Annotated in this window: 20 protein-coding genes; 15 read left to right on the forward strand and 5 right to left on the reverse strand. The window is 67.4% G+C overall.

The features are described from left to right. Nucleotides 1–64: 64 nt before the first annotated feature. A complete protein-coding gene (locus ACYVJJ_RS12600; RefSeq protein WP_460834045.1) occupies nucleotides 65–850 on the forward strand; it encodes a cytochrome C assembly family protein in 786 nt (261 codons plus the stop codon). A gap of 91 nt (nucleotides 851–941) precedes the next feature. Here ACYVJJ_RS12600 and radA read toward each other — a convergent pair whose 3' ends face one another. Next, nucleotides 942–2354, reverse strand: coding sequence for a DNA repair protein RadA (radA, locus tag ACYVJJ_RS12605; RefSeq protein ID WP_460834047.1), 1413 nt, complete (start codon nucleotides 2352–2354; stop codon nucleotides 942–944). Between the two features lie 203 nt (nucleotides 2355–2557). On the opposite strand from radA, the gene ACYVJJ_RS12610 reads away from it, so the two are divergent. Then, nucleotides 2558–2761 (forward strand): hypothetical protein, encoded by a 204-nt coding sequence (locus ACYVJJ_RS12610; RefSeq protein ID WP_460834048.1) that lies wholly within the window; start codon nucleotides 2558–2560, stop codon nucleotides 2759–2761. A 24-nt stretch (nucleotides 2762–2785) separates the two neighbouring features. Here the strand turns inward: ACYVJJ_RS12610 and ACYVJJ_RS12615 are convergent, their stop codons facing one another. Genes ACYVJJ_RS12615 through ACYVJJ_RS12630 form a run of 4 tightly spaced genes read right to left on the reverse strand, consistent with a single transcriptional unit; the run spans nucleotide 2786 to nucleotide 7747 of the window. Further along, nucleotides 2786–3754 (reverse strand): aldose epimerase family protein, encoded by a 969-nt coding sequence (locus ACYVJJ_RS12615; protein ID WP_460834050.1) that lies wholly within the window; start codon nucleotides 3752–3754, stop codon nucleotides 2786–2788. Continuing rightward, nucleotides 3751–4824 carry a galactokinase gene (gene galK, locus ACYVJJ_RS12620; protein WP_460834052.1) on the reverse strand — a complete coding sequence of 358 codons (1074 nt, stop codon included), beginning with the start codon at nucleotides 4822–4824 and terminating at the stop codon, nucleotides 3751–3753. Before galK ends, ACYVJJ_RS12615 begins: the two co-directional genes overlap by 4 nt. Beyond that, on the reverse strand, nucleotides 4821–5912 hold the full coding sequence (gene galT / locus ACYVJJ_RS12625; RefSeq protein WP_460834054.1) for a galactose-1-phosphate uridylyltransferase: 1092 nt from the start codon (nucleotides 5910–5912) through the stop codon (nucleotides 4821–4823). The genes galK and galT overlap by 4 nt, the downstream gene beginning before the upstream one ends. Continuing rightward, a complete protein-coding gene (locus ACYVJJ_RS12630) occupies nucleotides 5912–7747 on the reverse strand; it encodes a glycoside hydrolase family 2 protein (protein ID WP_460834056.1) in 1836 nt (611 codons plus the stop codon). Before ACYVJJ_RS12630 ends, galT begins: the two co-directional genes overlap by 1 nt. 77 nt (nucleotides 7748–7824) lie before the next feature. On the opposite strand from ACYVJJ_RS12630, the gene ACYVJJ_RS12635 reads away from it, so the two are divergent. The 13 genes from ACYVJJ_RS12635 to ACYVJJ_RS12695 all read left to right on the forward strand — a co-directional run bounded on the left by ACYVJJ_RS12635 (nucleotide 7825) and on the right by ACYVJJ_RS12695 (nucleotide 24641). Then, complete coding sequence (locus ACYVJJ_RS12635) at nucleotides 7825–9111, forward strand: glycosyltransferase (protein WP_460834057.1); 1287 nt, start codon at nucleotides 7825–7827, stop codon at nucleotides 9109–9111. An 11-nt stretch (nucleotides 9112–9122) separates the two neighbouring features. Next, nucleotides 9123–10304 carry a UDP-galactopyranose mutase gene (gene glf, locus ACYVJJ_RS12640; RefSeq protein ID WP_460834059.1) on the forward strand — a complete coding sequence of 394 codons (1182 nt, stop codon included), beginning with the start codon at nucleotides 9123–9125 and terminating at the stop codon, nucleotides 10302–10304. A gap of 23 nt (nucleotides 10305–10327) precedes the next feature. Continuing rightward, complete coding sequence (gene rfbD / locus ACYVJJ_RS12645; RefSeq protein WP_460834061.1) at nucleotides 10328–12511, forward strand: dTDP-4-dehydrorhamnose reductase; 2184 nt, start codon at nucleotides 10328–10330, stop codon at nucleotides 12509–12511. Between the two features lie 315 nt (nucleotides 12512–12826). Continuing rightward, nucleotides 12827–14092: a tyrosine-type recombinase/integrase gene (locus tag ACYVJJ_RS12650; protein ID WP_460834063.1), complete on the forward strand. Its 1266-nt coding sequence runs from the start codon at nucleotides 12827–12829 to the stop codon at nucleotides 14090–14092. A gap of 162 nt (nucleotides 14093–14254) precedes the next feature. Continuing rightward, nucleotides 14255–14866 (forward strand): hypothetical protein, encoded by a 612-nt coding sequence (locus tag ACYVJJ_RS12655; protein WP_460834065.1) that lies wholly within the window; start codon nucleotides 14255–14257, stop codon nucleotides 14864–14866. Between the two features lie 1032 nt (nucleotides 14867–15898). Beyond that, nucleotides 15899–16282, forward strand: a complete 384-nt coding sequence (locus tag ACYVJJ_RS12660; RefSeq protein WP_460834686.1) for an HGGxSTG domain-containing protein — start codon at nucleotides 15899–15901, stop codon at nucleotides 16280–16282. Between the two features lie 439 nt (nucleotides 16283–16721). Next, a complete protein-coding gene (locus tag ACYVJJ_RS12665; protein WP_460834067.1) occupies nucleotides 16722–17483 on the forward strand; it encodes a hypothetical protein in 762 nt (253 codons plus the stop codon). Nucleotides 17484–17752: 269 nt separating this feature from the next. Continuing rightward, nucleotides 17753–19153 (forward strand): oxygen-independent coproporphyrinogen III oxidase, encoded by a 1401-nt coding sequence (gene hemN, locus ACYVJJ_RS12670; protein ID WP_460834068.1) that lies wholly within the window; start codon nucleotides 17753–17755, stop codon nucleotides 19151–19153. A gap of 19 nt (nucleotides 19154–19172) precedes the next feature. Further along, the gene (locus tag ACYVJJ_RS12675; protein WP_460834687.1) at nucleotides 19173–19925 is read left to right on the forward strand and encodes a helix-turn-helix domain-containing protein; all 753 of its coding nucleotides are present in this window, start codon (nucleotides 19173–19175) and stop codon (nucleotides 19923–19925) included. Between the two features lie 289 nt (nucleotides 19926–20214). Next, nucleotides 20215–22530 carry a nitric-oxide reductase large subunit gene (locus ACYVJJ_RS12680; protein WP_460834069.1) on the forward strand — a complete coding sequence of 772 codons (2316 nt, stop codon included), beginning with the start codon at nucleotides 20215–20217 and terminating at the stop codon, nucleotides 22528–22530. A gap of 146 nt (nucleotides 22531–22676) precedes the next feature. Continuing rightward, the gene (locus ACYVJJ_RS12685) at nucleotides 22677–22916 is read left to right on the forward strand and encodes a hypothetical protein (RefSeq protein WP_460834071.1); all 240 of its coding nucleotides are present in this window, start codon (nucleotides 22677–22679) and stop codon (nucleotides 22914–22916) included. Between the two features lie 62 nt (nucleotides 22917–22978). After that, entirely contained in the window at nucleotides 22979–24217 is a 1239-nt protein-coding gene (locus ACYVJJ_RS12690; RefSeq protein ID WP_460834072.1) for an NnrS family protein, read from the forward strand. A gap of 22 nt (nucleotides 24218–24239) precedes the next feature. Beyond that, nucleotides 24240–24641: a SirB2 family protein gene (locus tag ACYVJJ_RS12695; protein WP_460834074.1), complete on the forward strand. Its 402-nt coding sequence runs from the start codon at nucleotides 24240–24242 to the stop codon at nucleotides 24639–24641.

Raw genomic sequence — 24641 nt, forward strand, 5'->3', positions numbered from 1 at the left:
GGGCCGCGAAGTATACCGGCCCGGGCCCGTGCGACGGCCGTGCAGCCTATGCGACACTGCGGTGATGACACTCGTTCTCATCTCCGCCGCGCTCTACGTGGTCGCGGCCGGCCTGCTCGCCGCGGCGCTGCGCGAGAACCCGGCGCACCCCGGCGGCCAGTGGCGGTGGCCGGCCGCGGGTGCACTCCTGTTGCACGCGGCCGCGCATCTCTCGACGTGGCGCGCGGTCGGCGGTCCGGACCTGCACTTCTTCTCCGCGCTGTCGCTGGTCGGGCTGGGCATGGCCACGCTCACCACCGCCGTGGCGGGGCGCGAGCGGATGTCGGCCCTCGGCATGTTCGCGCTGCCCGTCGCCGGCGGCCTGCTCGTCGCGTACGGGATGCGGGGGCCGGTCGCCGCGCCCGAACTCGACTGGCGCCTCAAACTGCATGCCGCACTCGCCCTGCTCGCCTATGCGACGCTCGCGCTCGCCGCCCTGCTCGCCGTGGTGCTGGCGCTGCAGGAACGCACGCTCCGCCGCCGTGAGTTCCACGGGTGGACGCGCGCACTGCCCCCGCTGGTGCAGCTCGAAGCGCTCCTGTTCCGCACCATCACCGTCGGCTTCGCTCTGCTCACGGCCGCCCTGCTGACCGGGTTGCTGTTCGTGCAGGACCTGCTCGAGCAGCACCTCGTGCACAAGACGGTGCTGAGCCTGCTGTCGTGGATCGTCTTCGGCGCGCTGCTCTACGGACGCCGCCGCCACGGATGGCGCGGTTCGACGGCGGTGCGCTGGACCCTCGTGGCGATGACGCTGCTCGTGCTCGCCTACTTCGGCAGCAAGTTCGCGATCGAGCTGGTGTTCAAGCGCTGAGTCGCCTGCGGGTCGCGCCCGCACGTGCGCTGCCCGGACGATCGCAGTCGTGGGATCCCACGCCGCGCTAACGGCGCGCCGCCGCGACGCCTCAGGCGTACTCCAGCGCCTCGGCCAGCCGTTCCACCGCGATCACCTCCAGCCCCTGAATGCGCCCGCCCTTCGGCGCATTGCCCTTCGGCACGATCGCGCGCTTGAAGCCGTGGTGGGCCGCCTCCTTCAGGCGCTCCTCGCCGTTCGGCACCGGACGGATCTCCCCCGACAGGCCGACCTCGCCGAAGGCGACCGTCTGGTCCGCGAGCGGCCGGTCGCGGAGCGACGACAGCACCGCCAGCAGCAGCGGCAGGTCGACCGCCGTCTCCTGCACACGGATGCCGCCGACCACGTTGACGAAGACGTCCTGGTCGCCGACCGAGACGCCGCCGTGCCGGTGCAGCACGGCGAGCAGCATCGCGAGGCGATTGCCTTCCATGCCGACCGCGACACGGCGCGGGTTCGACAGCGGCGATGCGTCGACGAGGGCCTGCACCTCGACCATCAGCGGCCGCGTGCCTTCGCGGGTGACCATCACGCAGCTGCCGGGCTGCGGTTCGCGGCTGCCGGACAGGAAGATCGCCGACGGGTTCGGGACCTCGCGCAGGCCCTTGTCGCCCATCGCGAAGACGCCGAGCTCGTTGACCGCGCCGAAGCGGTTCTTGAAGGCGCGCAGCACGCGGAAGCGGCTGCCGGACTCGCCTTCGAAATAGAGCACCGCATCGACCATGTGCTCGAGCACGCGCGGGCCCGCGATGCCACCTTCCTTCGTCACATGGCCGACGAGGAACACGGCGGTCCCGGTCTCCTTGGCGTAGCGCACCAGCCGCGCCGCGCTCTCGCGCACTTGGCTCACCGAGCCCGGCGCGGCACTGAGCGTCTCGGTCCACAGTGTCTGGATCGAGTCGGCCACGATCAGGCGCGGACCCATCGGCGCAGCCTGCTCGAGGATGCGCTCGATGCAGGTTTCGGCCAGCGCATGCACGCCCTCGAGCGGTAGCCCGAGCCGCGAGGCGCGCCCCGCGACCTGTGACAGCGATTCCTCGCCGGTGACGTACAGCCCCGGCATGCGCGCGGCCATGAGCGCCGTGGACTGCAGCAGCAGCGTCGACTTGCCGATGCCCGGGTCGCCGCCGACCAGCACGACCGAGCCGTGCACCAGGCCGCCGCCGAGCACCCGGTCGAACTCGCCGATGCCGGTCGTCTCGCGCGATTCCTCGGAGTGGGTGACGTCCTTGAGCGCGGTGATCGACGGCGTGTCGACCTTGCCCGCCCAGCCGCTGCGGCGCGTCGAGGCGATGCTCGGCGTGGCCGCGCGTTCCGGCGCGGCCTCGAGGACGATCTCGCTCAGCGTGTTCCACTGCCCGCAGTCCGTGCACTGGCCCTGCCACTTGGAATGCTCCGAGCCGCATTCGCCGCAGACGTAGGCGGTGTTGCGGCGGGTGCTGGCTTTGCCCGGCTTTCCGATCATCGAGGCCTCCCTGGGCCGGACAGGGTAGCGGCGGGAGGTCGCAGGGGGTAAGACCACGTAGACCCGCGCCCAAAGCAAGCGCTGCGCCGCTACGACCGAAGGGCGGACATGACCCGCCGCTTTGCGATGACACGCCGCCCTGTCCCCACCAACGCATAACACGCACCGCCCTAGCCTCGACACCTCCCGCCCGAGAACGCGCCATGACCGATCCCAACCGGAACGACCGCGGCACCGAACCCGCCCCGCACGCCCCGCGCGCGGGCGACGCCGAGCGTCGCGACTCGCGTGGCGGTAGCCAGAGCACGCAGGAACCGCAGCGCGCCGAGTCCGCATCCGAGCGCACCGACGAATCCGGACTCGCCAAGGACGACATCAGCCGCGCGCCGGAGTCCGGTACGCCCTGACGGGGTCGATTACCCGGGCTCGCCTCAGTGCAGTGCGTTCTCGGTGGCCTCGACGCGGATCCGGAATGTTGCCGAGAAACGGCCGCCGGGCTCGACCGAGCGCAGGTGCTGGTGGCTGCGCAGTGCATCCGCCGGCGCGGTCATGGGCTCCAGCGAAATGTAGTCGTGCGTCGGCGGGCCGTAGATCTGTGCGAACGGGAATCCGTCGAGGAAGTCGATGCTCACGCGCCGCCCGCCGCCCTCGATCGACATCGTGGGCGACGGCGCAGTGAATGCGAAGCCATGATCGAAATCGAGATCGGCGAGCAGATCGTCGTAGGGCGGCAGGTCGGTGAGCTCGCCGACCGGCAGCAGGCGTTCGTCGAGCACGATGCCATGCATCGCGGGCAGCGACAGGCGCCAATCGCGGCGGCGTACGCCCGGTAGCCCGATGTAGGGATGGAAGCCGAAGCACACGGGCACCCGCGCGCCGGCGCTCGCCAGAACGGCCGTCTCGATGGTGAGGCCGAGGCCGTCGAGCGATGCGGTCATCTCGACCTCGTGCTCGAACGGGAATACCCGCAGCAGGTCCTCGCGGTTCCAGGCGAGGCGGCTGCGCAACCGGCGCTCGCTCGCCTCGAGCACGCGCCATTCGAGCTTCGGCCACGGCACGCCGTGGATGATGATGTCGTTCCAGTCCTTCATGATCCACGGCGAGGCCGGATCGAGCGTGACCTCCTTGCCATCGAAGTCGTACTGGTCGCTGCGCAGGCGGTTGGCCCACGGGTAGTTGATCGGGATGCCGATCGACATGCCGGTGGCGAGCGCCTCGTCCATCTCGTCGAGACGCCGCAGGATCTCCTCGCCGCGATGCTTGAGCGACGTGCCGAGCATGCCCTGCTCGGGGCGGAAGACCGCGACGAGATCACCCGCGGCCATCGTGTGCGTGCGCACCCGCGATGCGCTTCGGTCGGCGCCGGCATGCGTCGCCGGTGAGCCGTGGGGCGCACTCATGCGTGGTGCTCCGCCGGCACCAGCACGCGGCCGGCGTGGCCGGAGGAACCGTACTTCGCCACGACGTCCCGACCGACGCGGCGCGCCGTGCCCGCACGGCACAGCGCCACGCAGGCGCCGCCGAAGCCCGCTCCCGTGAGCCGCGCGCCGTGCACGTCCGCATGCGCCTGCAACAGCGCGACCAGCGCATCGAGCGCGGGCACCGAGACTTCGTAGTCGTCGCGCAGGCTCGCGTGCGAGGCATTCATCAGCTCGCCGAACCGCGCGGCATCCGCGCCGTCGATCGCCTCCAGCACGCGCGCGTTCTCGCTGACGACGTGTCGCGCGCGGCGTCGCTGCGGCTCCGGCAGGCCCTCCACGTCGCCGACCGCCGTGACGTCGCGCAATGCCGGCACCCCGAGCGCACGGGCCGCGGCCTCGCATTCGGACCGTCGCACGTTGTAGGCGCTCGCCGCGAGCGAGCGGCTCAGGCCGGAGTCGATCACGAGCAGTTCGGTCGACGCGGGCATCGGCACGATCCGCCGCTCCAGCGTGCGCGTGTCGAGGAAAAGCATGCGGCTCTCGTCGGCCAGGCTCGAGGCCATCTGGTCCATGATCCCGCAGTTCACGCCGGCAAAGTCGATCTCCGCGCGCTGCGCCATCTGCGCGATGCGCACGTCGTCGATATCGAGGCCCAGCAGCTCGCGCAGCGCACGCAGCGTGGCGACCTCGAGCGCCGCGCTCGACGACAGGCCGACGCCCATGGGCACGTCCGACACCACGTGGATATCGAGCACCGGCACTTCGACGCCCAATGCCTCGACGCCCCGGACGCAGCCGTAGACGTAGCTCGCGAAATGATCGCCGGGCACCTCGTCGCGGTGGAATCGCGCCTCGCTCGCGAGCTTCTCGGCATGCACGATGAACTCACCGCCCCGGCTGGGCCGCATGGCGACGGTCGTGCGCTGCGGAATGGCGGTCGGCAGCACGAAGCCGTCGTTGTAGTCGGTGTGCTCGCCGAGCAGGTTCACGCGCCCGGGCGCGGAGGCGGTGACGGCCGGCTCGTGGCCGAAGATTTCGCGAAAGCTCATGGGGCGTCGATGTCCACGTCGATGTGCTGAAGCTCGCGCGCCTTGTCCTCCGGCAGCGCGTCCATGGCGAACCAGCCTGCGGCCAGCTCCGTGCCCGCGAGGTACTTCAGGCGGTCGCGGGTGCGGTACGGGGGATAGAACTCGGCATGCAGGTGCGATTCGGGATGCGGGCGCCCGTCGGTCGGGGCCTGGTACCAGGCCATGAGGTACGGGAACGGGCGCTCCCAGAGCGCGTCGTACTTCATCAGCACGGTCTTCAATGCACGCGCGAGGTCCGCACGCTGCGCGTCGGACAGGTCGCAGAAGGTCGCGACGGGCTCGATCGGGGCAAGCCACACTTCGTACGGGTAGCGCGCGCAGGCGGGTACGAAGGCCGCCGCATGCTCGCCCCGGTAGATCACGCGCTCCCCGGCCTCGAGTTCGGCGCGGATGTGGTCCTGCAGGACGCCACGCCCGTGCGCCTGGTAATACGTCTCGGCGACGCGCTGCATCCGCGCGGGCACCGGCGGCACCTCGGGGTAGGCATAGATCTGGCCGTGCGGATGGTGCAGCGTCACGCCGACCTCCGCACCGCGATTCTCGAACGGCAGCACGTAGTCGATCCCGTCGACAGCGGTGAGCGCAGCCGTGCGATCGGCCCAGACCTGCAGCAGCAGTTCGATGTGCGACAGCGGCAGCCGGCCGAGCGCGGACTCGCGATCCTGCGTGAACACCACGACCTCGCATTTCCCTGTGCCCGGCGCGGTATCGACGATCGACATCGGCACCTCGCCGGATTGCAGGCTGAGCGAAGGAAAGCGGTTATCGAAGACCGCGACGTCCCAGTTGCCGACTGGCAACTCGGTCGGCGCCGCGGGGTCGATCGTCACCGCGAGCGGGTTGTATTCCGGCGGCGGCAGGAAGGTGCGGTCCTGCCGGTGCGCGGCGTAGGTGATCCATTCGTCGCGCAGCGGGTGACGGCGCAGGTGCGGAGTGCGGCCGAGCGGCTCGCGGAAGGGGCTCGGGGCCTCGCCGATGCCCGACATCGGCTCGCGCGCATACAGCGTGAGTGCGCGGCCGTCGGGCTTGGTGAGCTCGAGCCGGTGCATCAGGCCGCTCCCTGGATGTGCGTGCGGGACATGCTGACCGCCTTGCGGATGGCCTCGATGGGGATCTTGGGCTGGCGGTCCTCCGTCAGCAGGCCGTTGGCTTCCTGGAAGGTGTCCGCGAACTGCGTGTAGCAGTAGCCGCTGAAGAGCGCGGTGAACGTCACCGCCTCGATAAGGTCGTGGAACTTGCGTGCGAACTCGTCGCCGGCCTCGGCGATCGAATAGCCCCAGATCTCGGCGGTATCGCCATCGACGTCGCTCGGCTTGCGCGGCCGTGTATCGAACGCGATGCCGCCGAATTCGGTGAGCATGACGGGCTGCCCGCGGTGCGGATAGCCGTCGAGCGTAAGCACGCGCCCGCCCGGACGTCGCCGGTCGAACAGCTGCTCGGTGGTGACCTCCGGCCCGTAGCGCTGCCGGATGTGCTCGATGTTCGCGTCGTAGTCGTGGATGCCGATGATGTCGGTGTCGCTGCTCTCCCAGCCGTCGTTGCCGATGACGGGGCGCGTGGGGTCGAGCGTCTTGGTGAGATGGTAGAGCGCGGCGACGGCATGCTGGTGCGCACCCACCGAGGTGAGCTCCGGTACGCCCCAGGATTCGTTGAACGGCACCCACGTGATGATGCAGGGGTGCGAGTAGTCGCGCTCGATCGCCTCGCCCCATTCCTTCACGAGCCGCTTGATCGCGGTGCGGGTGAAGCGGTAGGCCGACGGCATCTCCTCCCAGACGAGCAGGCCGAGCCGATCGGCCCAGTAGAGGTACCGCGGGCTCTCGACCTTCTGGTGCTTGCGCACGCCGTTGAAGCCCATGGCCTTCGCGAGCTCGACGTCGCGGCGCAATGCCTCGTCGTTGGGCGCCGCCAGCAACGTGTCCGGCCAGTAGCCCTGGTCGAGCACGAGCTTGAGCAGGTATGGGCGCCCGTTGAGCATGAAGCGATCACGCAGCACGCCGACCGACCGCAGCGCGGTGTACGAGTCGAACTCGTCGACCACGCGGTCGCCGTCCATGAGCCGCACGCGCACGTCGAGCAGTTGCGGCTTCTCCGGGCTCCAGAGCAATTCATTGCGGAAGTCGTCGATCCCGGGGTCCGACAGGATGATCCGGCGGTCGACCTCGTTGTCGATGACGAGGTAGCGGTCGTCTGCAAGCAGGCGCTCGCCGTGGCTGATGCGCACCTCCATCGACAGGCCCGGGCGGACGTCGCCGACGACGCGCGCCTCGAACGTGAAGGCGAAGCCTTCCACGTGCGGCGTCCAGCGGATCTTCTGGATGTAGGTCCGCGGCACGCGCTCGAGCCAGACGGTTTGCCAGATGCCGGTGGTACGCGGGTACCAGATCGAATGCGGTTCGAGTTGCCAGTCCTGCTTGCCGCGCGGTTTGTTCAGCTCGTGCGGATCGTCCTCGACATAGACGGTGACGGTCTGTGGGCCTGAAGGGTTCAGGGCATCGGTGATGTCCGCGGAAAACGGCGTGTGGCCGCCTTCGTGCGCGACAACGAATGCTCCGTTGACCCAGACGCGCGCGCTGTAGTCGACGGCGCCGAAGTGGAGGATGACGCGGCCGCCGTCCGCGTCCACATCGAAATCACGTTGGTACCAGCAAGCTTTGTGAAAGCCGCGGTCGCCGATGCCACTGGCCTGCGATTCGATCGGATACGGGACGACGATGCGATGCGTCCACTGATCGATCTGCTGCGGATGCGTGTACTGCTTCTCGTCGTCGAAGACGAAGCGCCAATCCCCGTCGAGTGAAACCCAGTGCGCACGGCGCAGCTGCGGTCGGGGATAGAACGCGTCCGCGGGATGCGGCTGGAAGGTGACAGCGTTTTTCGTCATCGAATCATGTCCGGATTTCACCCGATCGGGATGTCGTTCATTCAAGACTCATGTTTAACCAATTCAGTGAGAGCGCCATGTCAAAGGAAACCGATGCACCGAGTGCCTCCAATGCGGCTGCAGCCGCCGCGGTCGAGCCTGCGTTCGACGCCGCCGCGCTGATGGGCGTGGAGACGCTCGAGCCGACCCGGGTCGCCACGGCCGGCGATGGACGCGACGACTTCCCCATCATCGTCCACTGCCACCTGCGCTGGGACTTCGTCTGGCAGCGGCCGCAGCAGATCTTTTCGCGCCTGGCGCAGCAGCACCGCATCCTCTTCATCGAGGACCCGATCATCGCCGAGGGCGAGCCGCGCCTCGACATCAGCGAGCCGTACCCGAACATCGTCCGCATCATTCCGCAGATCCCGCAGCACCTCGCGGTCAACGCGGACAAGGACGCCGAGATCTTCCTGCCGCAGATCCGCCAGGCGCTGCGCGAGCACCCGCTGCTCGCCGGCCAGTTCGAGGATGCGATCCAGTGGTTCTACTCGCCCATGCCGGGGCCGGGCTACATGGGCCAGTTCGGCGGGCCGGGCGTGGTCTACGACTGCATGGACGAGCTCGCGAACTTCCGCTTCGCGCCGCCCGACATCGCCGACCGCGAGCGTTTCGTGATGTCGAAGGCGGACGTCGTCTTCACCGGCGGCTACCAGCTGTTCGAGTCGAAGTCGAAGCACCACGCGAACGTGCACTTCTACGGCTGCGGCGTCGATGTCGAGCACTACGGCAAGGCGCGCGCCGAGGCCACCGTCGTGCCCGAGCCCCTCGCCTCGCTGCCGCGCCCGGTGTTCGGCTACTTCGGCGTGATCGACGAGCGCCTGGACTACGAGCTGATCGCCGCGCTCGCCGAGCGCTTTCCCGAAGCGTCGGTCGCCATGGCCGGCCCGTTCGCGAAGATCGACCCGAACGACCTGCCGAAGCATATGAACATCCACTGGCTCGGCCAGCAGAAGTACGAGGACCTGCCATCGCTGGTGAAGGGCTTCGACGTCTGCCTGATGCCCTTCGCGCTCAACGAGGCGACCAAGTACATCAACCCGACGAAGACGCTCGAATACATGGCCGGCGGCAAGCCGGTGGTGTCGACGGCGATCGCCGACGTGGTGCGCAACTTCACCCCGATCGTGCAGGTCGCGAACTCGCCGCAGGAATTCGTCGACGCGGTCGAACGCGCCTGGCGGAGCCCCGATGCCGCACTGATCGCCGAAGGTATCGAGCGCGCCGAAGGCTCCTCGTGGGACGCCACGGTCGCCTCGATGCGCCGTGACATCCAGCAGGCCGTCTGGTCCCGCTCGCTCGCCCGCTCCGCCGCCAACGCCTGAAAGGACTCCCCATGAAGACTGACGTATTGATCGTAGGTGCCGGCTTCTCCGGCGCGGTCGTCGCCCAGCAGCTCGCCGATCGCGGTTACGAGGTGCTGGTGATCGACAAGCGCGAGCACATCGGCGGCAATGCCTTCGACCGCACCGACGCCCACGGCGTGCTGATCCACCCCTACGGCCCGCACATCTTCCACACCAACAGCGAGCGGATCGCGGACTACCTCTCGCAGTTCACCGAGTGGCGCCCGTACGAGCACCGCGTGCTCGCGAAGGTCGGCGAGAAGCTGGTGCCGATCCCCATCAACATCGACACCGTGAACGCGCTCTACGGCATGGACCTCGACGAGGACACCATCCAGGGCTTCTACGACTCCGTGCGCGAGCCGCGCGAGCGCATCCGCACCAGCGAGGACGTGGTCGTCAACGCCGTGGGCCAGGACCTCTACGAGAAGTTCTTCCGCGGCTATACCCGCAAGCAGTGGGGCCTGGATCCGTCCGAGCTCAATGCGTCCGTCGCCGCGCGCGTGCCGACCCGCACGAACCGCGACGACCGCTACTTCACCGACAAGTTCCAGAAGATGCCCGCCGAGGGCTACACCAAGATGTTCGAGCGCATGCTCGACCATCCGAACATCAAGGTGGACCTGGGCGTCGACTTCTTCGAGATGCGCGACCGCATCGACGCCAAGCACGTGGTCTACACGGGCCCGATCGACACGTTCTACGCGCACTGCTACGGCAAGCTGCCCTACCGCTCGCTGCGCTTCGAGCACCAGCACCTGGCGGACACCGAGTGGTACCAGTCGGTCGGCACCGTCAACTTCCCGAACGACTACGACTACACCCGCACCACCGAGTTCAAGCACCTCACGGGCCAGCGGCACCGCGGCACGTCGCTGGTGCGCGAATTCCCCACGGCAGAAGGCGACCCCTACTACCCCGTGCCGCGGCCCGAGAACGAAGCGCTGTTCAAGCGCTACGAGCGCCTCGCGGAGCAGGAGCAGGGCGTCACGTTCGTCGGCCGCCTCGCGCAGTACCGCTACTACAACATGGACCAGTGCGTGGGCGCGGCGCTGAAGTCGGTCGAGTACATCCTCGAGAAGATGGGCGCCGATGCGGAAACGGCGCCGGCCGAGCTCGTCGGCGCACAGGTGATGGGCGACGCACGCGCGCCGTTGATCGCGAAGCACTGAGCGGCGTGACGGGCGGCGGAATGATGTCAGGCAACGGAAAGCTCGAGCTCTGGGGCGGGATCGAATGCACGGTCAACCGTGTCGGTGACCAGTACATCCGGCAGCTCGAGCGCAATGCGCACGCGACGCGGATCGAGGATCTCGACCGCTTCGCGGCGCTGGGCCTGCGCGCGATGCGCTACCCGGTGCTCTGGGAACAGGTCGCGCCCGACGGCCTCGAGTCCGCCGACTGGAGCTGGCCCGACGAGCGCCTGGCGCGGCTTCGCGAACTCGCGATCCGCCCCATCGTCGGGCTGGTGCACCACGGCAGCGGCCCGATCGATACGAGCCTCGTCGACCCCGCCTTCCCGGAGAAGCTCGCGGCCTATGCGGGCGCGGTCGCCGAGCGGTACCCGTGGGTCGAGGATTACACGCCGATCAACGAGCCGCTCACGACTGCACGTTTCAGCGGCCTGTACGGCCTCTGGTATCCGCACGGCCGCGATGCGCCTACGTTCAAGGATTGCCTCTTCAACGAATGCCGCGGCGTCGTGCTGGCGATGCGCGCCATCCGTGCGGTCAACCCGGCCGCGCGTCTCGTGCAGACGGACGACCTCGGTAAGACATACAGCACGCCACGGCTGGCCTACCAGGCCGAGTTCAACAACGAGCTGCGCTGGCTCGCCTGGGACCTCGTGGCCGGCCGCGTCGGGCCCGACCACTTCCTGTGGGAATGGCTCACGGTGCACTGCCGCGCCACGCCCGCCGAGATCCTGTGGTTCCAGGACAATCCCTGTCCACCCGACCTGATCGGCGTCAACCACTACATCACCAGCGAGCGCTTCCTCGACGACGAGCCCGGGCGTTATCCGGAGCACCATCGCGGAGGCAACGGCCGGCACCGGTATGCCGACGTCGAGGCGGCGCGAGTGCTCAGCCAGCCGACCGGGGGCATCCGCCCGCTGCTGCTGGAAGCCTGGGCGCGCTACCGCATCCCGATCGCCGTCACCGAGGCACACATCGATGCCCGCCGCGAGGACCAGTTGCGCTGGCTCGCCGAGATCTGGCGCGGCGCCGAGGAAGCCGTCGCCGCGGGTGCCGATGTCCGCGCGGTCACGATCTGGGGCATGCTCGGGCTGTACGACTGGAACTGCCTGCTCACCGAGGTCCGCGACTACTACGAGTCCGGTGCCTTCGACATCCGCGGTGGCGAGCCCCGCCCCACCGCCGTCGCGCACTTCATGCGCGACCTCGCGGACGGCGGCGTGCCCGACCACCCCGTCCTGTCCGGCGCCGGCTGGTGGAAGCGGCCCGACCGCTTCTTCTCCGAGCCGGTCACCGTGCCCGGCCTCGACTTTCCCACCCGCCCGATCACCGGCATGAACGACGCGCCCATCCTCATTACCGGGGCGACCGGCACGCTGGGCCGCGCCTTCGCACGCATCTGCGCCGACCGCCAGCTCAACTGCCGCGTGCTGACCCGCGCGGAGATGGACATCGCGGATGCCGATTCGATCGAGCGCGCCCTCGAGGCGCACCGCCCATGGGCGGTGATCAACACGGCCGGCTACGTGCGCGTCGACGACGCCGAGACCGACGCCGAGCGGTGCTTCCGCGAGAACACCACCGGCCCGGCCACGCTCGCCGCCGTCTGCGCGCGCCATGCGCTGCCGCTCGTGACGTTCTCGACCGACCTCGTCTTCGACGGCGAGAACGATGCGCCGTATGTCGAGACCGACTCGACCCGCCCGCTCAACGTCTACGGCGAGAGCAAGGCGCGCGCCGAGAAACTGGTGCTCGATCGCCATCCGCAGGCGCTCGTGGTGCGCACCAGCTCGTTCTTCGGGCCGTGGGACGAGCACAACTTCATCACCCTGGCACTACGGACGCTCCGCAACGGCGAGCCCTTCCTCGCCGCGCGCGACATGACGGTCTCGCCCACCTACGTGCCCGACCTCGTCAACGCCTGCCTCGACCTGCTGATCGATCGCGAAGCCGGAATCTGGCACCTCACGAACGGTGGCGAGGTGACCTGGGCCGACCTCGCGCGTCGCGCGGCGGAGCTCGCGAGCGTCGACGTGAGCCGCCTACAGGTCTGCACCGATCACCGCCGGCACCTCGCGGCGAAGCGCCCACGCTACAGCGCGATGACCAGCCGCCGGGCCTTCCCGATGCCGTCGCTGGAGGACGCGCTCGGGCGCTACATCCGACAGGCTCCGCTGCACTAGACCGGGCGCGACGCGGAAACAAAAAGCCCCGGCAGTGCCGGGGCTTTCCGTCGACCGGAAGGGCTTGCGGGCCTTCGGTCATGGCATCAGGGCGGTTCAGTCGCCATGGGCCTACGTGGTGCCGGAAATAGGAATCGAACCTACGACCTACGCATTACGAATGCGCCGCTTCGGGCCAGCGCGAGCAATCACGATAGGCGCGCAAACGCAAAACTGGAGCGCGGTTCAGGCAGTCTATGTGTAACAGTTGCGTCCACTGGGTAACACGGGATAACGTCCCCAGCGTTACCCCGTTCGTTACCCAGGTCCCCGCCCATGCCGGTGCAGAAGTTCACGCAAAGGTGGATCGAGGCCGAGGTCCTCAAGCGGCGGGCTCGTCGAGTCGACTACTTCGACGCGACGTATCCCGGCCTATGCCTGCGACTCGGGCCGAGAGCGTCGTGCTGGTACTACTTCACACGCGTCGACGGAAAGCAGCACCGAATCAAACTCGGAGAATGGGGCGCTACTGGAATCGCAGAGGCCAGGCGACTGGCAGCCACCGTTGAAACGCAAAAGGCTCGCGGAGTTCACCCGATCGCCGAGCAGGCAAGGGAGAGAGCTGCGACGGCCGAAGCGCGCACCCTCGATCGCGCCCGCATCGTGGAGAACGTTGCTTCGTTGTGGAGTCGGACGCACCTGCCTGGTCTTGCACCCTCGACGGTTGCGGACTATCGACGGTGCTTAGCCGAATTTGTCGCCGAATTCGGGCTCGAAGACATCGGGCGAGTTCGTCGGGGCCAACTCGTCCGATTCTTGGACAGAGTGCGCGCTCGATCCCCGACCGCGGCGAATCGCACTGCCGTCGTCATCCGCCTGGTCTTCGCATTTGCCCGCGATCACCTCGATCTCGAAGTCAATGCCGCCGCGGACATCAAAAACCCGGCAAAGCAGGTGAAACGGAAACGCACTCTCGACCGCACCGAAATATGCGTGCTGTGGCACGCGTGCGAGCTCGCTGGGTACCCTTACGGCCACGCACTACGTTTCGCACTCTGTACTGGTCAGCGAATTGGCGAAGTGAGTGCCGTCAAGCGTTCTGACATCGACTCGACCGGCCACTATTGGAAACAGGAGACCAATAAGTCGGGGCGGCGCATCGATATATACCTGGCTGACCTTGCTCGCTCGGTGCTCGACGAATGCCCCGACTTAGGAAGGACTGCACCGTTCTTCAGCGCGAGCATCGATGTGCATGGACGTCCACGTCCACTCCGCTCTGATGGCTGGAACAACGCTATTCGCAGACATATCACGCCACGAATCGAGCAAGCCGCGCTCTCACTTCAACTAGACCCAATCACGCACCCATGGACGCCCCACGACCTTAGGCGAACAGTGCGCACTGCGCTTACGGGGTGGTGTGGCGTTTCGCCCGACGCGGCCGAACGAGTGCTCAATCACGCGCTCACGGGACTCCGTGAAGTCTATGACCACGCGGACTATCGTCCGCATGTCGCCGACGCGTTGGCGCGCTGGGACGCCGAGCTGAGGAGGATAACACAGCCAAAAGGCAGGCTTGAGCCTTTGCCGAGCAGGTAAGACATTCTGAGTATTAGCCGGCTTGACACGACTGTCCTCGCAAAAACCAAGGACAGATGAAACTTGCTCGAGCATCGAATGCGAGTCGCGCGCCTAGTAGAAGCGCACCGCGCCTCGCCTCGCTGTGACATCGACCATTCCGGGAAACCGCTGAGTCCTCGTATGACCGACACAGAATCAGCAGGCCGTCGCAAGCGTCCACATAAATATGATCCTTACCCCAACCTTTTGGATGGCCGCATTGGGGATGCTGCCGCGCGAATTGAGCGCCAGGAGACCTATGAAGAGTATTTACACCTGTTTGGCGAGGACCCGTGGGAAAACCCGGAGTGCATCGCACTGATGGAAGAAGACAAACGTCTATTTTGGGCGAGCATTCTGAAGGTCTTTGTTGACGCCGTTAACTCAGGGCGCACGCCCCCGAAGTCAATTCTGCGTTACCTATCGCTTCCACTCGGCCAGGTACTAGCAGGATGGCCATGGGAGCTCGCAATTCGCTTACCTGAAAGAGACACGGATCCGAGACGCCTCCCCCAGTCCGAACGCGAAATGCGGGACCGCTTGATAAGCGAACTAGTGTCCCGGAAGCGCTTCCTCTTTAGGCATCGACGAAACGCTGCGATCGAGGATGTCGCAGATGAATTTCACGTATCGGTTAAGGCGACTGAGGCCGCCTACGATAAATATCGCGACCGGGCACTCGAGTCGAAGTTGATCGCGATCCGTACCCCACCGCGTAGCGAACCCGACGATCCCAAGGGAGGGACCACCTAAAAATATGCCAAAGATTTAGGGTGACCGCGTCTGTGGATGTTCATAGCTTGGTGGTTCATTGGACCACAGGAGGCATCGAGATGAACAATTCTACACACGCTCTATTGAACGCGACTGCTGTGCGAAAGCTATTTGGCGGCATCTCGCACATGACTCTTGGCCGGTGGGTGGCGACCGGGGTTCTTCCACCACCGGTCTATATCGGCCGTTATCGATTCTGGAAATCTTCCGAGATCGAGGAAGTTGTTCGCAGCGGTTCACAGCCCCGATCGCCAGCGAACGCCCGCTAAGGGTGAGTCGTGGATGCGCAACTTCAGGCCGTTCGGCTGCCCCGGCGGCGGCGTGTAAAACACAAGGGGCGCTCGGAAGGCCGCTTCATCCGGCTCTATGCCGAACTCTTAGACTCCGACGAGTTCGGCTCGTTATCTGCGGCGGCAGTAAAGCTATTCATGGAGCTCGCTCGGCAGTACCGAGGCAAGAACAATGGCGATCTTCAAGCTGCTTGGAAGCTGATGAGGACGCGCGGCTGGCGGAGCCCCGGCACTCTCGACCGAGCCAAAAAGGAGCTAGTCGAGAGCGGCTTCGCAATTGTCACTCGTCAGGGTGGCAAGAACCGATGCTCCTTATATGCACTGACGTTTTGGCCGGTGGACGCGTGTAATGGGAAGCACGCGGAGCCACCAGGTGTTGTGCCCCTCCATTTGTGGAAAAGGCAGGCTCGTACTCCGTGATTCCTGTAGTCCAGGTTCGTATCTATTTAGTCCTCATACGTACTAGTCCGCCTGCTTTACCAGACTCCGCGCCGTGAATAGTCCAGGTTCGTACTTGTGAGACCACACCTCGGGCGCCAATTAGTCCGTATTCGTACGCCTTCTTAGATCTACATGCTGTCCGGCCTACGGCGCACCAAAGCAGCGCAGGTCGAGTAAGGAGAAAGACATGGGAACGCTCTTACGAGTTGACTATCGTCCGTCGCCAGAAGCGCAGTCCGTCCTTGAGGCATGGCATCGAAAGGGGTTCGGCTTTCACACTATGAAAGCCACGCTGGACACGATTGTGCTGGAGTGGTCGCGGCATCGAGACGCCGCAGATGAGGTGGCGCCCGGTCGAGCAACCATTTCCGGAAACGTGTCATCCCGGAAGGGGGTCTCGCATAACTTCGGTGCCAAGGATGACATCGGCCGGTACAACGGCGCTCCCACGACCGAACCCATTCGGAAGCGATGTGGGGCTAAACGACGACGGGACGGTCGACGCTGCGCTGCTCACCCGGAACCAGGACGCCGGCGGTGCCGATGGCACGGCGGGTGCTCGACCGGACCGCAAACTCCTGAAGGTCGCGCGATTGCGTTGGCGAACTTGAAGCAGAATCGTCGAAAGGACACAGCGCCGCCTACAGAGCCGCCGGCTAATTAAAGCGGTAGTCTCCGCCCTGTCAGCTCGCCTATCGGCCAGCGGTTGTGACAACTGCTTTGCAGACAGATGTCGGCGTACGCCAGGCTCGTACCCCGCCCTGCTACTGGATCGGAGCAGTCGAACTCCTCGGCCGGATACGCTACCGGGCTCGACTAGGGCCGCCCGGCGCACATCCAAAAACTCGCCCTCGGTACCACCGGACCGTCTCCCCGTTCGGAGCCGGGGGCGGTAGGAAAAGTCCTACACCCCGCGCCTTGCGTCGCCGACAGACGCCGCGGCCTCAGCCCCCGATGCTGTCCCGATGCGACAGCAACAACGTCATCTGAAGAACGCCAGAGCCGCGCTCATTGCACTCGGCATCCTGTGGGGCATCTCCAATCTGGTCGGCGCCTTTATCGTGGCAGTGACGTAGCCCTCCCCTTCCCTACCTAGGCGCCCCATGAGTAGCGTCCCCGCCGCGTTCAATGAGTTCGTCGGATCCTTCCAAGCCAGCGTTGCCTTGGCGGCAGGACTGGTCGCGCTCCTCGTAGCTGCATACAAGTTCCACCACGAGCAGATGCGTAAATTTCCCCTTGAGCACCTCAAGGCGCTTCAGGAGGCAGCCCAGGGCGACGAGCTCATAGTCCAGGGCGTGAAGTCGGCGACACACCTCGAGGTGTACCGCCAGACCTTTAAGAGGCCCGGAAGTTTGCGAGCGGCCAAGCTCATGTTCGCGCTTTTAAACAGTGGGGAGTTCTCCCTCCCGCGCCTTCGGGCCGCGGCCGCATACATCGTCGATGACGATCAAGGCGTCCGGATCTCACCGGGGGCCACCCCCAAAGTCCTCATGGGTGCATACCTGGTCGGCTTCGGTTTGACGCTCTATATGACCGCGAGCTTGGTCTTCAGGCTGTTCGAGACCGCAACCGCTGCCGGAGCACTGTGGGGGCTAGGCGTTGAAGTCATTGGACTCCTCATTGCCGGCGTGCTGATGCGCCTTGCGGCCGTCGAGTGGTGGGCTTTGGACTGCGCCGGGCGTGCCTCCAGGGTGCTCGAAACGATGGCCACCGATTCCGAAAAAAATTCCGCGGGGGTCTCGATAGAGCGACCTGACGCAACTCCCCGCATGGGGGTGGTCGAACTACTCGAACGCGAGGCCACCTCGACGGACGGGGCACTTAGCGAGACCGCGCCGACCCGTGCGGTTAACACCATTCCTTGAGATTCCGTATCGGGCGCACCGGTCGCTTCAAGCGGCCCGATGTCCGCTTCCGGCCAAAAGCGGCCGTGACAAGTCAATAAAACGCGTGTCGCTCCGATCGCCACTTCACCGCACTCGACACCGCCCACGTACCACTCCAGCTCCGTGGAGCGGCGCCGACGTGGGGGACAGCCGGGGCTAGTCGATGTTCGCTGAACGGCAGTCAAGGATTAGAGTCACCTTGATCTCGATCAAGCGACGACCGATGCCCTGCCCCTATCGTGGCATCCATGCCGCACTCTACCGCCCTCGTCGACCGGTCGCTGCTCGAGCGCTACAACCGCCCCGGGCCGCGCTACACCTCGTATCCCACCGCGCCCCAGTTCCGCGAGGCCTTCGGCGAGGCGGCACTGCGCGCGGCGATCGCCGCCAGCAATGGCGACCCGATCCCGCGGCGCCTGTCGCTTTACGTGCACGTGCCCTTTTGCGCGAGCCCGTGCTTCTACTGCGGCTGCAACCGGGTGATCACCCGCGACGCGTCGCGCGGCGAGGTCTACCTCGCGCGCCTCTACCGCGAGATCGCGCTCGTCTCCCAGTTGTTCGACCGCGACCGCGAGGTGATCCAACTGCATTTCGGCGGCGGCACCCCGAACTTCCTATCGCCCGCGCAGCTCGCTGAGTGCGTGCAGACGCTGCGTAGCCATTTCCACTTTTCCGACGACCGCGCGCGCGACATTTCGATCGAGCTCGATCCGCGCTTCGTGAGCCCAGCCGACGTCGCCGAGCTCGGCCGAATCGGCTTCAACCGCGCGAGCCTGGGGGTCCAGGATTTCGACCCCGAGGTGCAGCGCGCCGTCAACCGCATCCAGAGCGTCGAGGACACGCGCGCGGTGGTGGACGCCTGCCGCGCCGCCGGGTTCGGCTCGGTCAACCTTGACCTGATCTACGGCCTGCCCAAGCAGACGCTCGAAGGCTTTTCGCGCACGCTCGAGCAGGTGCTCGCCATGCGCCCGGACCGCCTCGCGGTCTACAGCTACGCGCACATGCCGACGCTGTTCAAGCCGCAGCGGCAGATCCAGGAGGCCGACCTGCCCACGCCGGAGGTCAAGCTCGGGCTGCTCGGCATGGCGATCACGCGCCTGACCCAGGCGGGCTACGTCTACGTCGGCATGGACCACTTCGCCCTGCCCGACGACGAGCTCGCCACCGCCCAGGCGCGCGGCGGCCTGCACCGCAACTTTATGGGCTACACCACGCATGCCGACAGCGACCTCATCGGGTTCGGGGTGAGCGCGATCAGCCACATCGGCGACACGTTCAGCCAGAACCCGCGCGACCTGCCTGCATGGGAGCACGCGCTCGACGAGGGCCGGCTGCCGGTGTTCCGCGGGCTGCACCTGTCCGAGGACGACCAGCTGCGCGCCGACCTCATCCAGGCGCTGATGTGCCAGGGCGAGATCCCCGTCGCGGCGCTCGAGCGCCGCTATGCGATCGACTTCGCCGATTACTTCGCGCCCGCGCTGGCCAAGCTCGAGCCACTGGAGGTCGACGGCCTGGTGCGTCGCGAGACCGGGCGCATCTGCGCGACCTCGCAGGGCCGCCTGCTGCTGCGTAACATCGCCATGTGCTTCGACGCCTACCTCGACCGCCCCGCCGACGTGGCCCGCCCGCGCTTCTCGCGTGCGATCTGACGCGGCCCTGGAGGCGACGCTGAGCCCGACCGCGTTCCCGCGGCAGGATCCGCGCACGCTCGCCGACGACGGCGACGCCCTGCATTTCTGCTCGACCTGCGCGTTCTCGCAGGCCTGCCTGTCGCAGGGCATGGACAAATCCGCGCTGATGGACCTGCACGTGCTGGTCGAGCACGTCGGGCCCGTGCATGCCGGCGAGCATGTCTTCCGCGAGGGCGACCGCTTCGAGGCGATCGCCGCGGTGCGCGCGGGCACCGTGAAGACGTACGTGATCGACCGGGACGGCCGCGAGCACGTGCTCGGCTTCCACCTGCCGGGCGAGGTGATCGGGCTCAATGCGATCGACACCGACCGTTATCCGTGCAATGCAGTGGCGATCGACACGGTGATGCTCTGCCGCTTCTCGTTCCCGCAGATCGAGCTGCTCGCCACGCGCGTGCCCGGCCTGCAGCGCCAGCTATTCCGGCTGATGAGCCGCGACATCGGCCGTGCCGCACTCCTCGCTGGCGACTTCACCGCCGACCAGCGCATGGCCGCCTTCCTCGTCGGCCTGTCGCGCCGGCTCGCCGCGCGCGGTTTCTCGCCGAACCGCTTCCAGCTGACGATGGCACGCACCGACATCGCGAACTACCTGCGGCTCGCGCCGGAGACGGTGAGCCGCGTGCTCAAGCGCTTCCAGACCGACGGCCTGATTGCCGTTGACCGTCGCGACCTGCAACTGCTGCAGCCGGACGAGATCGAGGCGCTCGCCGCGCCCGTTCTGCGCGATTAGGCACCGCGGCCCCGCGCTCCCGCTTCCGGGCGCTCCACGCCGGCTCTGCCCGTCGCGCGGCCTCGGCGCCACGCGTCGGACGCGTGCCGGCCGTGCCCACCCCGCCTCGGCGGCGAGCGGCATCGCAGCCGGGCCTCCGATGCGCCGCGTTTGGCGTCTGTCGACCCACATACGCGCGCGCTGTCGATCCCGTCACGTCCACGGCTGAACTCCAGCGTGGATTGATCTGGGTCAAGGTGCGCTCTTGCCCGCGAGCGGAGCATGTCGCCCAACGTTGAGGAGAAGCGACATGAGCAGTACACGCAAGCTGTGGTGGGGGCTCGCCGCCTTGCTCATCGCGTCGTTCTCGGTGCTGTTGTGGGCCGGCGGGGAGATCTTCCGCGCCGCCCCGCCGATACCGGAGCGCGTGGTGGCCGAGTCGGGCGAGGTGGTCTACACGAAGGCCGACATCCAGAAGGGCCGCCAGGTGTGGCAGTCGATGGGCGGCATGCAACTCGGCTCGATCTGGGGCCACGGCGCCTACGTCGCGCCCGACTGGTCGGCCGACTGGCTGCACCGCGAGGCCGTCGCCGTGCTCGATAGCTGGGCGCGTGCCGAAGGTGCCACCGACTACGCGGCGCTCGACGCCGAGCGGCAGGCCGCGCTGCGTGCGCGCCTGCAGCCGATGATGCGCAGGAACACCTTCGATGCCGACAGCGGCACGATCACCCTCGGTGCCGACCGCATCGCCGCGGTGAAGCAGGTGGCCGCGCACTACCAGAGCCTGTTCGGCGCGTCGCCGGAAACGCATCCGCTGCGCGAGGCGTACGCGATGAAGGACGACACCGTGCCGGATGCCGCGCACCGGCGCGCGCTGGCCGCGTTCTTCTGGTGGTCGGCCTGGGCGGCGACGACGGAACGCGCGGTGGCGCCCGATGCACCGGCGGTCGCCGGGGGCCCGGTCGACCAGGTGGTCACCTACACCAACAACTGGCCGCACGAGCCGCTGGTCGGCAACGTGCCGGCGCCCGCGCTGTGGGGCTGGTCGGTGTTCTCGGTGCTGTTCCTCATCGCCGGCATCGGCCTGCTCGGCTGGTGGTATGCGCGCAGCAAGGAAGAGCATCCGACGACGTTCCCGGCGTCAGACCCGCTCGCCATGCTGCGCATCACCCCGTCAATGCGCGCCACGGCGAAGTACTTCTGGGTCGTGCTCGCGCTGTTCCTGGTGCAGATCCTGCTCGGCGCAACCACCGCGCACTACCAGGTCGAGGGCCAGGAGGCCTACGGCTTCACGCTCGCGAACATCCTGCCCTACTCGCTCGCGCGCACCTGGCATACGCAGCTCGCGGTGCTGTGGATCGCGGTCGCGTGGCTGGGCACGGGCCTGTACATCGCGCCGGCGCTGTCCGGGCATGAGCCGAAGTTCCAGCGGCTCGGGGTGAACTTCCTGTTCGTCTCGCTGCTGGTCATCGTGATCGGCTCGTTCGCCGGCCAGTGGCTCGCGGTGATGCAGAAGCTCGGGCTGGAGAACAACTTCTGGTTCGGCCACCAGGGCTGGGAATACGCCGACATGGGCCGGTTCTGGCAGGTCTACCTGTTCATCGGCCTGCTGCTGTGGCTCACGCTGGTCGGCCGCGCGCTGTGGCCGGTGCTGCGCTCCACGAAGGACGAGACCCGTCCGATCGTGGGCCTGCTGTTCCTGTCCACCGTCTGCATCGGCCTGTTCTTCGCCTCGGCGCTGATGTGGGGCGAGCACACGCACATCAGCGAGGTCGAGTACTGGCGCTGGTGGCTGGTGCACCTGTGGGTGGAAGGGTTCTTCGAGGTCTTCGCGGCGGCGGTGATGAGCCTGATCTTCGTCAAGCTCGGCCTGCTGCGTGCCAAGCCTGCGGCCACCGCGGTGCTGTTCGCCACGGTGATCTTCCTGTCCGGTGGCGTGCTCGGCACCCTGCACCACCTATACTTCATCGGCACGCCGACGGCGGTGGTGGCGCTCGGCGCGAGCTTCTCCGCGCTCGAGGTGGTTCCGCTCGCCTTCATCGGCTTCGAGGCCTGGCACACCTACTCGATGGGCAAGGCCACGCCGTGGATGGCGCGCTACAAGTGGCCGATCCTGTTCTTCGTCGCGGTGAGCTTCTGGAACCTGGTGGGCGCGGGCCTGTTCGGCTTCCTCATCAATCCGCCGCTGTCGCTGTACTACATGCAGGGCTTGAACCTGACGGCGCTGCACGGGCACACCGCGCTGTTCGGGGTCTACGGCATGCTCGGCCTCGGCCTGCTGCTCTTCTGCATCCGCGGCCTGCGCGGGCAGATGACGTGGGACAGCCGGCCGCTGAAGATCGCGTTCTGGTCCCTCAATGGCGGGCTCGCGCTGATGTCGCTGCTCACGCTTCTGCCGATGGGCCTGCTGCAGCTGTTCGCGAGCATCGAGCACGGCTACTGGTACTCGCGCTCGGCGGAGTTCATGAACCGCCCGATCATCGACCTGCTGGTGTGGATGCGCGTGCCGGGCGACACGATCTTCAGCATCGGCGCCCTCGCACTCGCCTGGTTCGTCCTCCGGCTGTGGGTCGCCCCGCGTCGCGAGGTGGTGCCGGCGATGGCGCCCGCGCGCCGCGAGGCCTGAACCACGCAGCGCGTATCCCGACGGGGCGGCTTCGGCCGCCCCGTTTTCTTTGCGCGGATTGACGCAGGTCAGGGCCGGACGCGACGCAGGCGACGAAGCTCTCGTAACGCCGCGGATCGCCGCGTGCGACGACCGGAGACACCGCCATGCGATTCACAGTGCCCCACCTGCCCAACGCCCCCGACCTGCGCCGCGTCGAAGCCGCGCTCATCGACCTCGACCCGGCCGCGGTCGTCGACTTCGATGCGCTCGACTCCAGCCTGCGCCTGTCCACCCTGCTCGAGCCGCTGCAGGTCGCCGAGGCGCTGGGTCGCGCCGGCTTGGCGATCACGCCGGGCGACGTACGGCGCGTGCCGTCCGAATGCTGCGGCGGCTGCGGCGGCTGAGCGGGCGGCGCGGTCTGATCCAGATCAAGGCGCCGACGGCGCCTCCCGCGCAGACTGCCGCCATGCACGGTCCCGCCCTCCCCGCCCAGCCCCTGGAACGCGCTTCGCCTGCACGTCTGCTGGTCGCGCCGCACCGCCTGCTGTTCTTCGTCGGCGCGACCAACGTGCTGCTGGCGATGGCGTCGTGGACGGCCTGGCTCGGCGGCGCGCGCTTCGGGCTGCCGGTGCCGCAGCCATCCGCGCCCGCCGGTTGGCTGCATGCGTTCGTGATGCAGTACCAGATGCTGCCGAGCTTCATCTTTGGCTTCCTGCTCACCACGTTCCCGCGCTGGATGGGGCTGCCCGAGATCGACCGGTGGCGCTATGCACCGGTCGGCCTCGGCCTGTTCGGCGGGCAGCTCGCGACGCTCGCCGGCGCGCTCGGCTGCGACGTCGGCCTCACCGTCGGGCTGTGGATGACGGTCGCCGGCTGGACGGCCGGCCTCTGCACGCTCGCGCCGCTGCTGTGGCGCGAGGAAGGCGCCACGTGGCATGCGCGCTCGTGCTTCGCGGCGCTTATGCTCGGCTACCTCGGCCTGCTCGGCTGGCTGGCGTTCGTTCTCGGTCTCGCCTCGCCCACGTGGGCCTTCGCGAGCATCAAGCTCGGCGGCTTCGGCCTGCTGTTGCCGATCTACCTCACCGTCGCGCACCGGATGTTCCCGTTCTTCGCCGGCAATGCCGTGGCGGGCTACCGCGCCTGGCGCCCGCTGTGGCTGCTCGGCGTCGCCTGGCCGCTGATGCTCGCGCACCTCGGCTTGGAGCTGATGCATGCGTACGCATGGCTGTGGGTTGTCGACATGCCACTGCTCGCGCTCACCGCGGTCATGCTCGCGCGCTGGTGGCCACGCGGCCGTGCGCCGTTCCTGCTGACCGCCCTGTTCGCGGGCTTCGCGTGGCTGCCGGTCACCTTCGCCCTGTATGCGGGTCAGAGTCTCATCTACGCCCTTGACGGCGCCTTCGTGCTCGGCCGCGCGCCGGCGCATGCGATGACCGTCGGCTTCTTCGGCAGCCTGTTGGTGGCGATGGTCACCCGCGTGACGCAGGGCCATTCCGGTCGCGCGCTCGTGATGCCGAAGGTGGCGAGCTATGCCTTCGTCGCGATCAACCTGACCGCATTCGTTCGGATCGCCGCCGAAGTGCTCGCCGACCCGATGCTCGGCCACGTCGCCGCGGCGGCGCTGTGGCTCGTCGCGCTGGCGCCGTGGATCGCGCGCATCGGTCGCATCTATCTCGCGCCCCGCGTCGACGGCAAGGCCGGCTGACGCAGCGCCCCAGGAGTTCCCGATGATCGAGTTCTATCCGCAGATCAAGGCCGTCCACGTGCTCGCCGTGCTCGCGAGCGGCGCGCTGTTCGCGGTGCGCGGTGGGGGCGTGCTCGCCGGCCACCGCTGGCCCGCCGCGCTACCGGTGCGGATCGCCACCTGGACGGTCGACACCACGCTGCTGACGGCGGCGCTGATGCTGTTCACCCTGCTGCCCAAGGCGATGTTCAGCAATGGCTGGCTGCTGGCGAAGGTGCTTCTGTTGGTCGCCTACATCGGCCTCGGTACGATGGCACTCAAGCGCGCCCGCCGGGGCGGGCCGCGCGCGGCGTACTACGTCGCGGCGCTGGCTACTTTCGCCTTCATGATTTCCATCGCGCGGGCGCACCATCCGCTCGGTGCCTTCCTCGTGCTGGCGGACTGA

The sequence above is a fragment of the Lysobacter humi (ex Lee et al. 2017) genome (genome assembly GCF_054781815.1).